The following is a 12,284-nucleotide window of genomic DNA, read 5'->3' on the forward strand; positions in this document are numbered from 1 at the left end:
AAGAGGATTTTAATCAAATTATGACAAATCAACTTAATTCAATTAAGCCTAAAAAGGAAAAAAAATAAGTCTATATTTAGGTTTAAAAATACAACTAATATTAAGGCTAATTATAAATGTATTTGGAGTGGTATAATGGCGAAAATTATATGTATAGCAAATAGAAAAGGTGGCGTTGGAAAAACTACACTTGCGACAAATTTAGCAGTTGCATTAAATAATAAAGGAAAAAGCATTCTGATTGATGCTGATGAGCAACAATCAGCATCTAAATGGGCTAAACAGCGCAATGATATAGAATGCATTGGTGTTCATTCAGAACTACTCACCAAACTAGAAGAAATCGATAGTAAATATGATTACATTCTTATTGATGTAGCAGGTCGAGACTCTACAATTTTTCGTGAAGCACTCTTAGTTGCAAATACACTAATAGTTCCAACTCAACCATCATTATTGGATTTAGATGTTCTTGAATACATGCAAGATAAGATTGCAACTGCAAGAAAAATAAATAGTGATTTAGATGCTTATGTTCTTATTAATCGTGCATCACCACGATCGAATGAACTACCAGATGCAATTGATTTCATCAAAGACTTTGATCAATTTAAACTGTTAAAAACAGTTCTATTTGAAAGAAAGCAATTCAGAGATGCAATTATTGAAAGTAAATCTGTTACTGAAATGAATGCATCTAAAGCAAAAGATGAACTCAATTCATTAATCATTGAATTACTCTGAAATTGTAGATTTGCCATGTGTAAAAGCATGGTAAACCCTCAAAAGACCTTTAAATATATTTCTACACAACCAAGCAAATCCAATAAAAAGACAAAAAATAAAATAATATATAAAAATCATAAACTTATTAAAAAATAAATTATTTTTTCACACCTCCAAACCAAATGACATAGAACATATATTAAAAATTAAAAATTAATTACAAATCAATAATATAATATAGAAAGTCTAATAAATTAAATATTACTCATTAAATAACTATGTCAAAAATTAAAAAATAGTAGAAATAGCATCTGTAAATTAATTTTAAAGGAAATATATAAAATATGGAAAAGCATGTCATTAATTTATATAAGTATATGTTTTTTATATTAATTATATTGTGACTTGTATTTTCAAGTACATGTCATAAAAAATAAAAAAGCTATATATATTATATATTTATTGATGACACACTATTATGACATGCTATTTTAAATATGGATTCGCATTTACTGACATGCAAAAAAGCATGTCAATAGCATGTCTAAAAGCATGTCACTTAATCCATTAATTTAAGATTTTGTTTTACCTTAAATTTTTTTATTTTCTGACACGCTTTTTGATTGTGACACGCTTTTTTTTATTTCTTTAGTAATGCATTTCTACAGGTTTATTTCTACTACAAAAAATCTTGATTTTTTTTGTTCAAACTATTGTTCAAACTATTGTTCAAAGATATAATTTTTCATTGTTATAGTATTAATTGCCTAAAAATGGATAACGTAAAAATTTCAGAATTACAGCCATTAACTGCAAGACAATTAGTTGTCTTGCAGTTTCTGCATGACTATTTTTCTGAAAATCGCTATATGCCAACCAGACGTGAAATAGCAGCATTCCTTGAGTTGAACTCATTAAATGTTAGTCCGTATCTTTCTGCGCTGGAGAAAAAAGGCTATTTAGTAAAGAAAGGAGAACGTCTGAGACGTAATTTGGAATTGACGCAAAATGCGTATGAAAAATTAAACTTATCTAAGTCATCTTTCGAAAAATGAGAAAGGCATTAATGCAAAAGCATTAATGCCTTGTATTAGACTAACTCTTGGCGGTGTCAGTTCTAATGCATATTTTCTCACAATCATAGATGTCTTTCAAATTAATTGTATTTGTGAGATTTTGCAGTGAAAAAAGAGAAAAGTGTTTTAATTAATCAGCAGATTTATAGTGATTTTCTTATTAATCTTGAAAAAATTATTGATATGCGTTTTTCTTCTGAGAAAAGTGCTTTACGTATCAAGACCTTAAAGCAACTTACTAAAAGAGTTGCGGCTTTAATTAAAGACAACTATTTAGTGAATTTTGAAAAATCAATCATTGATTTCTTCTTTATTGATTACGATAAAAATCGTAAATGTTTTTTTGAATTATTAGAATCAAATTATTTAGATACAAATTGTCATGCTTTAAAATCAGCTTTTGTTTTGATTTTTGATGAAATACTTGTTTTTTATGATACCGAGTATTGGATTTCATCCGAAAGCAATTCAAGTGGAAAGTTTGATGAGAACTTGGCACCAAATGAACGATTTGTTTTCTGTCTAAATACGATTGCTGATTTACATTCTAAGACACATGGCAAGAAGTACGGAAAAGTTGCTACTGTAATTGCTGATAAAATTAATAAGTGTCTTTCTGTGAATTATTTAAACCGTGTCAAAGTACAAGCATGGTTGATTAGTCGCCGATCTCCAATTTTTGTGGATACCAGTGTTCATCATAAAATTTCAAGACGCTACAAACCGTACTCAATTTTGATTGCTGTAGAGGAACTTTCTTTAGCTCCTAAAGGGTATTTAACTTCCGTTATTAAGCCAATGGGAATTAATGAGGATAATTATTTAAAAGATACTCAAAAAATTAGATCAAAGAAAAAAGCACACAAAGATTCAGCTTTTGATTTATCGTTGTTGCCTACTTTATTTAGAGAGGAAGCAGCTCTTTACTGTGAATATAAAACATCAAAATTTATTGATAAAAAACGAAATGAAGCATGGGTTGTACGAGAAGATGAACGTATTGATGGTTCTGTAAATATTTTTAATGCAACGACCACAAATAAAATGAAAATTATTAAGGATGGGATATCTGTTCCATCATTTTCAATGTTTATTTCTTATTTAGTTAAGATTGCAAACTTTGCTACATCTACTGGTAAACTAAAAGCAGATGAATTGACTGTCTTTAATTTAACACAATATAAAATTGTCAGAGATTACTTTGTGGATTTAGACAAAAATAATATTTCAATTCATCAACATCATAAAGGGATGATTGCTACATTTTCTCCTATGTGGAACCCAGAATTTTGTTTTTTTTCTGAATACTCAGAAGTTTTCTGTGAACGATATAATATTTCAATAGATAAATTAGTTACATTATCTATTGAAAATTATGAAAATTTTAAAAAATTAAAGGACAAAGTATCATCACAAGTGACTCAAAGCCCTGACTCTGTAAAAGTGAAAAACAGAAAAATTTTAGATTTAGATTCTCCTATTGATTATGTAAATGATGCACTAACAAAAGCATTGGAAGATGTAACTATAGAAAGACAAGAAAAATTATTTCGTTATCATAAAGCTATATTGATGAGAAATATTTGTATTATTAATTGTTTGTCTTATATTCCATTACGATCTCGAAATTGGCGAGATATGAAAGTTGGATTTCATCCAAATTCTGAGTGTATTTTCAAAAATGAAAAGACAAATCTTTATGAGCTTTACATTCCTAAGCATTGTTTTAAAAACTTTAATCAATCGGATATTCCAGATCCGTTCGTATATAAGTTTCCAAAAAATTTAAGTCTAATAATTGATGATTATATAAACTATGCTCGATCAGTTATTCTAGGTGATGATCTAATTTCAGATTATTTTTTAGTGACTTCAAAAAAAATTAAGTTAGATACGAATGCGTTTACTAGTATTAATCAAACATTTTTTACTAAGTATGGAAATCAAGATTTAAAAGTTGGGGGTATAGCTGTTCACTTTTTTAGAGATATTGTTGCGACAACTTTTTTAAAAAAATTTCCTTCGGCTTACCATCATGCAGCTTTGCTGCTCCTGGATAGTGAGCAAACTGTAAAAGATAACTATGGACATTTAAAGCATGAGGATGCTTTCTCACTTTGGAATAATCATTTAAGTGAGGAGGCTGTTTAATGAATGATTTTAAAAAGGTCTCAGAACTTATTCTTGGTAGCTTAGATAGCTTTGTAAAACAAATATATCCAAACGGAAAAAAAGTTGGACATTATTGGGTCACTGGTGATGTCTTTGATGCTGTAGCTTCTGGAAATGGAAGTTTTAAAATATGTCTTCAAGGAAAGCATAAGGGGTTATGCCGAGACTTTAATGGTGGTGATAAGTCTTTTGATTTGATTGATGCTTATAGTATTAAAAATAATGTATCTAAAAGTGAAGCTTTGAGAGAAATAGCTCAAATCTTTAATTTTAATTTAGATAATGCAATTAAAACGGAAAGTAAGAGTAAAAAGAGTGCAACGAAACAAAGTTGGACTGCAAAATTAAGTTCTCGGCTACATTCTAATGAAGCTGCCTTACAGTATTTGTATTCAAGATCATTGTCTATTGAAACGATCAATGAGTTCAAACTTGGGTTGAGTTTTTCTTATACGAGACAAGATGGCTTAACTACAGTAGATGCTTTAGTTGTCCCAATTCGTAAAGAAGATGGTAGTTTTGCTAATGTTAATGCTTATTATGCAATTAAAGATGTAACTCAAAATCCAACGAATGAAAATGGATGGATGAAGGGTTCACCTCAAGCCTATTTTACACATCCTTATAGAAAGCAAACCAAGATTTTTATTTGTGAAGGCATTAAAGATGCGTGGGTTATTTACCAGAATCTAAAAGAAAATAACTTATTAAAAGACATTTTAGTTTGCTCAAGTACACATGGTTCTAGTATTCCAGATACTTTCAAAGATGAAAGTTTTTGGGGTAAATTCGACAAAATCTATCTTGGACATGATCATGATTCTGCCGGAGATCGTATAGCGGAAAAGCTGACGGAATATATTCCAAAAGATTGTTATCGTGTTAAGTGTCCTATCAGTTATGCTCAAAATGCAAAATATACAGCCAGTGGTGAAGTTAAGCCTCAATCTGAATGGGGGGCTGATTGGACTGACTTTTTTAAAGCTGATAGTTGTATCGAAGAATTTTTAGCTTTATTAGATGATGCTCCGACTTGTACTACAAAAATTGATGAAAATGAGCATCAAGATAATTTCAATATTGAGGGAAGGTTTAATGTATCCCCGATTGATATTAATAATGCTTATATAAATGGGAAAATGTATTATCCAATTCAAACTTTAGTACGAAAAAAAGAGTTTGATGAATATAACCAAGAATATTTTGTAGAACGCTATGAAACAGTAGTTGTTCGTTCCGATGGCACTGTTCATAAAGCAGTTAAATCCCCTGCACCGAAGGGAACCCCTGATTCTGAGAGAGTTGTTAGATTATCTGATGGTACGTTGATTCGTTCTGAGCCAAAAGCAAATGATTATGGCACTTGGAAATGGAACAACATTGATGCTTATATTAAAGGCAAGTTAAAAGTCAGAGAAACAAAAGACATTTATGAGGATGTTTATAAAGTCTTGAAAAAATCAGTATGGCTTCCTGTAAAGGAAGATTATGTGATTCTTTCTTTAACTGTTCTAGCAACGTATGTTCAAAATGTTTTTGAATCTGTACCAATCCTGTTTTTAAATGGGCAAGCAGGTACAGGTAAGTCTCAAACAGGCATTATCATGTCTAAACTATCATGCAATGGTTCTGTGATAGGTCAAGTCTCAGCAGCCTCAGCAGCTAGACATATTGATGCAGCAAGAGGTTTTGTTGTATTTGATGATCTTGAGGGGGTTGCAAGTAAAGGTGGTAAGGATGGTGGTCAATTTAGTGAATTAGTTCAGGCATTAAAGGTTTCTTATAATAAGAATACGGCAGAAAAGATTTGGACCGATGTTAAGACAATGAAAACAGAACGTCTTAATTTTTTCGGTATCAAAATGATCAGTAATACATCTGGTGCGGATGATATTCTGAGTACACGTATGTTGCGAATCCAAACCTTACATATTCCTGATAGTGAGAAAGGCACTATCAAGAAAATGAATGCAAGTGATTTTGCTCATATAGAGCAATTACGACAAGAGCTTCATGCTTGGGGCTTTATGAATTGCAATAAGATTGAAAATTTAGCTTTAGCAAATAATGAAAAATCTGGACGTTTTGATGAGATTGCTCTCCCCCTTAGAGTTATTTCATCAATGATTTCGAAGGAATGTAGCCAAAAACTTGAAACTGCGTTATCAAAACAGCGAACCGTAGTTTTTGAAAGTAATGAGCCAATTGAAGTGCTTAAAGAAGCTGTTAAAAATCTTATTAAAGATGGGTTTATCCGCTTTACTGTTACTCAATTAATCTTAGAGTTGCGTACTCTTTTGGATGAAAATTTTGGTGCAAACATGACCAATGAAATCCCAGAGTGGCAAAGACCAGAGTGGATTGGTAGACAGTTACGAACTTTAGGTTTATTAGATTCAGTAGATTTAGGGCGATCTACTTTTTATGGTAAACGCTTAAAAGTGATGCAATTTAATGATTATGCTGTTAATGAAGTAATTGAAGAACTTGGGGCAACAATTGATCAAATCAAAGAGCCTTTTGATTTTTGTAAAGGTTGTTCAACATGTCCTTACGCAAATTCTCACTGTGATTTCAGAGCAAAAAGATTGCAGGAAGAACAGAAAAATATTGGCAAATACAGCTAACATGCAATTCAACTTTAAACCTAATATTAGAACTAAATTTAGTTGTATTATTAGGTTTGTTTTTAGTTCTAGGAATACTAATGACTGCTTTATTATCTCTATTAGATAAAATCAAGGAAGTATCTGTTACACAACGAGATAAAGGAACTTCTTTTGAGAATTTAATGGTTCAATATTTTTTAAATGAGCCTAAATATGCTGAAATTTATACCGATGTATTATCGTATTCTGATTGGGTCGAAAAGTATGGTGAAAAATTAAATATTACTGATAAACGAGATTATGGTATTGATCTCGTAGCGGTAACTATTGAAGGTGATTTTCATCCAATTCAATGTAAAAACTACAACACTACAAAAATTCAAAAAAAAGACATTGATAGCTTTTTGGGTGGGTCGGGTAAATCATATTTTGCCTATCGTTATATTGTGGCATCAACGGATGATTGGTCAGACAATGCCAAATCATCTTTAGTTGATGCACAACCGCCTGTTGCAACTATCTCACTTCTTGATTTAGAGGCAAGTTTGATTGATTGGTCTCAATTTGATTTCGATCCAAATGTGAAACCAGTTTTTCGTGATAAGAAACAGCTACGCCAACACCAACGTCCTGCATTAAATGCAGTAAAACATGCTTTAACAACTGCTGATCGTGGCAAGTTGATTATGGCATGTGGTACTGGTAAAACTTTTACTTCGTTGCGTATTGCAGAAGAATTAGCAGGTCGTGGCAAAAATGTCTTATTCCTTGTGCCAAGCCTTGCATTATTAAGTCAAACGCTGGATGAGTGGACACAAGATACCATGATTGGTATTCGTAGCTTTGCAGTGTGTTCCGATAGTGATGTTGGTAAGAAAAAAGATGATGACAACATTGTAGTTGGTATTAGCGATTTAAAATTTCCTGCTACTACTAATCCTCAAAGTTTAGTTCGAGCATTCAAAGCTAGAGATTTATTCAAGCCCAATGAAGCCAATGAGGACATGAACGTCGTGTTCTCTACCTATCACTCCATTGATGTTATTGCAGAAGCACAAAAAGCAGGATTTCCTGAATTTGATTTAATCATTTGTGATGAGGCTCATCGGACCACAGGTGCGACATTTGAGGGTGACGATGAGTCTAAATTTGTGCGTATTCATAACAATGATTATGTACAAGGAAAAAAACGTCTGTATATGACTGCTACCCCTCGTATTTATGGCGATACAGCTAAAGAAACAGAGGGAGTTACACTTTGCTCAATGGATGATAAGTCACTTTACGGTGAAGATTTATATGTCATCACATTCTCACAAGCTGTAAAAATGGGGATTCTATGTGACTACAAAGTAATTGTACTTGCTGTTGAAGAAAGCCATATTAACCGCCAATTACAGAGCTTATTAAAAGATGAAAACAATTCTCTAAAAGTTGATGATGCTGCAAAAATTGTTGGCTGTTGGAAAGCACTAGCTAAACAAGGTTTATATAATCCAGATGGTACAGTTGCTAAGCCAATGGAACGTGCAGTTGCTTTCTGTCAGGTCATTGAAAAAGAATACAAAGGTAAAAAACATAAGGTAAGTTCAAAACAAATTACTGAAATGTTTAGTGCTGTTGTTGAAGCCTACCAACAAGCAGAAATGGATCATTTGTACAGAACAGAAGAAGATCCATATATTGATCCATCATTAAAACTTAATTGCGAAGTTAAACATGTTGATGGAGGTATGAATGCAACAGAAAAGAAAGAAAAGATCACTTGGTTAAAAGAACAAGCTCCTGAAAACACATGCCGTATTTTATCGAATGTACGCTGTTTATCAGAAGGTGTTGATGTTCCATCACTTGATGCAGTGCTTTTCCTTACACCTCGTAACTCACAAGTAGATGTCGTTCAGTCTGTGGGTCGTGTCATGCGTAAAGCTCCAAATAAAGAATTGGGCTACGTAATTTTACCTGTCGTTATCCCTGCGGGTGTAGAGCCTGAACAAGCATTAAATAATAACGAAGCCTATCGTGTAGTGTGGCAAGTATTAAATGCCTTACGAGCACATGATGACCGCTTTGATGCCATGATTAATAAACTTGAGTTTAATGGCAAAGATGTATCTCGTATGGAAGTCATTGCCATAGCAGATAAAGTCGTTAAAAAGGCTAAAAAAGCAAAGCCACAACCGACTGATGGAAATGAAACATCTGGTCAATCGGGTTTAAGTGAAGGGAAAAAGCGAAAGGCAAAAGCTCAAGCTAGAGGTGGATCATCTATTGGGCAAGCTGCCTCACCAATGCCACAGCAAACCGAAATGGAATTTGAAGTTGGTGAAATTGAACGTGCTTTATATGCCAAAATCGTAAAAAAATGTGGTAATCGCCATCATTGGGAAGATTGGGCTAGTGATGTTGCTAAAATTGCCAAAACACATATTGACCGTATTCAAGCCATTCTTGAGAATCCTGCTAATACAAATGAAATTGCAGCATTTAATGAATTTGCACATGAACTACGTGATGACTTAAACAATAGCGTATCTGATGCTGAAATCATTGAAATGTTGGCACAGCATTTAATTACTAAACCTGTATTTGATGCACTCTTTAAAGACCATAGCTTTGCTGAACACAACCCAATGAGTTTAGCAATGCAAAAGGTGCTTGATGCTCTTAATGAACATCATTTAGAGAAAGAAGCGGATACGCTTAATTCCTTCTATGAATCAGTCCGTATGAGAGCAGAAGGTATCAATACTGCCGAAGGTAAACAAAGCATTATTTTAACGCTATACGATTCATTCTTTAAAAACGCCTTCCCACGCATGACGGAAAAACTAGGGATTGTTTATACCCCTGTTGAAGTCGTAGATTTTATTATTCACAGTGTAAATGATGTACTCAAAAGCGAATTTGGTAAAACCTTTGCGGATGATAACGTCCATGTTCTCGACCCATTTACAGGCACAGGTACGTTTATCAACCGTTTGCTTCAATCAGGTTTAATTCCTGCGGATCGTTTGACTTATAAATATAAAAATGAAATCCACGCCAATGAGATCGTTTTATTGGCGTATTACATTGCTTCAATCAACATTGAAACCGTATATCACGATCAAATGAAAACCATCAATCCTGAAATGGAATACACCCCATTTGAAGGGATTTGTTTAACCGACACCTTTGAAATGTACGAAAAAGAGGATTTAGTCAGTAAGGTTTTGGTAGATAACAGTGCAAGACGTAAACGCCAGAAGAACCTCGATATAACGGTTATTGTTGGTAATCCTCCTTATTCTGCGGGTCAAGAATCGGCAAACGATAACAATGCCAATGTTGCATATCCTCATTTGGATGAACGCATTAGAACAACCTATGCTGAACATACGACTTCAACCAATAAAAACTCACTTTACGATTCCTATATCCGTGCAATACGTTGGGCGAGTGATCGTATTAAAGATTGTGGAGTTATTGGCTTTGTGACTAATGGTGGTTATATCGATTCAAATTCAGCCGATGGTTTACGCAAATGTTTGGCTGATGAATTTAGCTCATTGTATTTTTTCCATTTGCGAGGAAATCAACGAACATCAGGAGAACGATCACGACAAGAAGGTGGCAAAATCTTTGGTGGCGGTAGTCGTGCGCCAATTGTGATTGCAGTATTAGTTAAAAATCCCAATGCAAAACAACATGGTCAAATCTATTTTCATGACATCGGTGATTATCTGAGCCGTGAAGACAAATTAAAGAAAATTTCTGATCTAGTCAGTATCAATGGTATTACCGCAATTGATGGTTGGACGGCAATTACACCTGATGAACATAACGATTGGCTGAATCAACGTGATGATAGCTTTAGTGAATTTATTGAAATGGGGAGTAAAAAAGAGAATGTAGCTCACACCCTATTTATGAATTATTCAACAGGACTGCAACCTAGAGGTGATGCATGGTTCTATAATTCATCAAAAAAAATATTAGCTAACAATATAAAGAAATCTATTGAATTTTTTAATTCGGAAGTAGAGAGATTTAATTCGGAATTCACTAGTGGGAGTTTGAAAGATTTTGTTAAGATTGATTTATTAAACTTTGCTTGGTATGGCGATAGCTATAAAGAGGTTGCTCGTAATAAATACTACAAATTTGAAGATGGCAGTTCAATAAAAGCAATATATAGACCGTATAGCAGCCAATGGGTTTATTTTAATTCACCTATGATGCATCGTGTAAGTAAAATCCCACAAATATTTCCTACAGCAGAAGCGGAAAATCTCATTATTTCGGTTACAGGGCGAGGTTCAACTAAAGAATTTTCTACTTTAATCTCAAATCAAATAATGGATTTAGAATGTATTTCTAAAGGGCAATGCTTCCCACTTTATTTGTATGCAGATGATGTAACTGAGAATAATGACGATGATCTATTTAGCCAAGCTAAATCCAACATAGTAGATGGAAAATACACTCGCAAAGATGCAATTAGTGATGCAGGTTTAAAGCATTTCCAAGATGCTTACCCGACTGAAACGATTAGCAAGGAAGATATTTTCTACTATGTGTATGGTTTATTGCACAGTGAAGATTATCGTACTCGTTATGCAGACAACTTGACTAAAGAGTTACCACGTATCCCATGCGTGAAAAAAGCTGACGATTTCTGGGCTTTCTCTAAAGCAGGGCGTGATTTGGCACATTGGCATTTAAACTATGAAACGGTAGAGCCATACAAAGCCAAATTGGATTTAGGCGGTAAATCATTAAAGCAATTGGAAGATAAAGACTTTTATGTGACCAAAATGAAATTCCCGAAAAAGGATCAAAAGGATACGGTGGTCTATAACAATGCCATTACTATCCGTGAAATACCGTTAGAGGCTTATGACTACGTGGTGAATGGTAAGTCTGCACTTGAATGGGTTATGGAGCGTCAAGTCGTTTCTACGCACAAAGACAGTGGCATTGTGAACGATGCGAATGATTGGGCGATTGAAACAATGGGTGATGCTAAATATCCATTAGAGTTGTTCTTGCGTGTGATTACGGTCAGCTTGGAAACAATGAAAATTGTGAAGAATTTACCCAAATTAGATATTTAAGCAAAAAAGCCCTTTCAAATAGAAAGGGCTTTTTTAATCCACCTTTACAACCAATAGAACAGCTATTAATAAATTTAATTTTAGTTGTATTGTTAGTTATAAAAATAGGTTTATAATTAATGATATTTAAAACATAAATTGAGTAATTATATGACTAATCGCTTTAAAGCAGCCAGACAAAATACAGAATTCACTCATAATGATGTGAACTCTGATGTTAAAGAAAACATCGAACAACCTTCTAAAATGAATATTGTTACTCGTAATCAAAGTGTAATTACTATCGAGAAAAATACACTCCCTGTTGCTAAACGAGTTCGAACAAAACATGGCAGAAATCTTACAACCCCTCTTTTTGTCGAAGAACTTACTGCAATCGAAGAAGCAGTAAAAAAATTAGGGCAAGAACAAGATATTTCAATGGCTACTTTTATTAGACAAACAATTTTAGATCAATGTAAAAAAGTTCTAGGTAAAGAGGATTTTAATCAAATTATGACAAATCAACTTAATTCAATTAAGCCTAAAAAGGAAAAAAAATAAGTCTATATTTAGGTTTAAAAATACAACTAATATTAAGGCTAATTATAAATGTATTTGGA

6 protein-coding genes are annotated in these 12,284 nt (G+C 33.1%); all 6 read left to right on the top strand.

The features are described from left to right. Positions 1-135: 135 nt before the first annotated feature. The 6 genes from FTU01_RS15020 to FTU01_RS15045 all read left to right on the top strand — a co-directional run bounded on the left by FTU01_RS15020 (position 136) and on the right by FTU01_RS15045 (position 12,225). Positions 136-744, top strand: coding sequence for a ParA family protein (locus FTU01_RS15020; protein ID WP_180139912.1), 609 nt, complete (start codon positions 136-138; stop codon positions 742-744). A 755-nt stretch (positions 745-1,499) separates the two neighbouring features. Further along, positions 1,500-1,781 carry a LexA family transcriptional regulator gene (locus FTU01_RS15025; protein WP_180139915.1) on the top strand — a complete coding sequence of 94 codons (282 nt, stop codon included), beginning with the start codon at positions 1,500-1,502 and terminating at the stop codon, positions 1,779-1,781. A 126-nt stretch (positions 1,782-1,907) separates the two neighbouring features. Next, on the top strand, positions 1,908-3,953 hold the full coding sequence (locus FTU01_RS15030; RefSeq protein WP_180139918.1) for a hypothetical protein: 2,046 nt from the start codon (positions 1,908-1,910) through the stop codon (positions 3,951-3,953). Continuing rightward, positions 3,953-6,601, top strand: coding sequence for a toprim domain-containing protein (locus FTU01_RS15035; protein ID WP_180139922.1), 2,649 nt, complete (start codon positions 3,953-3,955; stop codon positions 6,599-6,601). The genes FTU01_RS15030 and FTU01_RS15035 overlap by 1 nt, the downstream gene beginning before the upstream one ends. An 80-nt stretch (positions 6,602-6,681) precedes the next feature. Further along, a complete protein-coding gene (locus FTU01_RS15040; RefSeq protein WP_180139925.1) occupies positions 6,682-11,682 on the top strand; it encodes a type ISP restriction/modification enzyme in 5,001 nt (1,666 codons plus the stop codon). Positions 11,683-11,832: 150 nt separating this feature from the next. Beyond that, positions 11,833-12,225 carry a hypothetical protein gene (locus FTU01_RS15045; RefSeq protein WP_180139928.1) on the top strand — a complete coding sequence of 131 codons (393 nt, stop codon included), beginning with the start codon at positions 11,833-11,835 and terminating at the stop codon, positions 12,223-12,225. Positions 12,226-12,284 lie beyond the last annotated feature (59 nt).

The organism is Acinetobacter sp. YH12043 (assembly GCF_013419915.1).
Lineage (GTDB): Bacteria > Pseudomonadota > Gammaproteobacteria > Pseudomonadales > Moraxellaceae > Acinetobacter.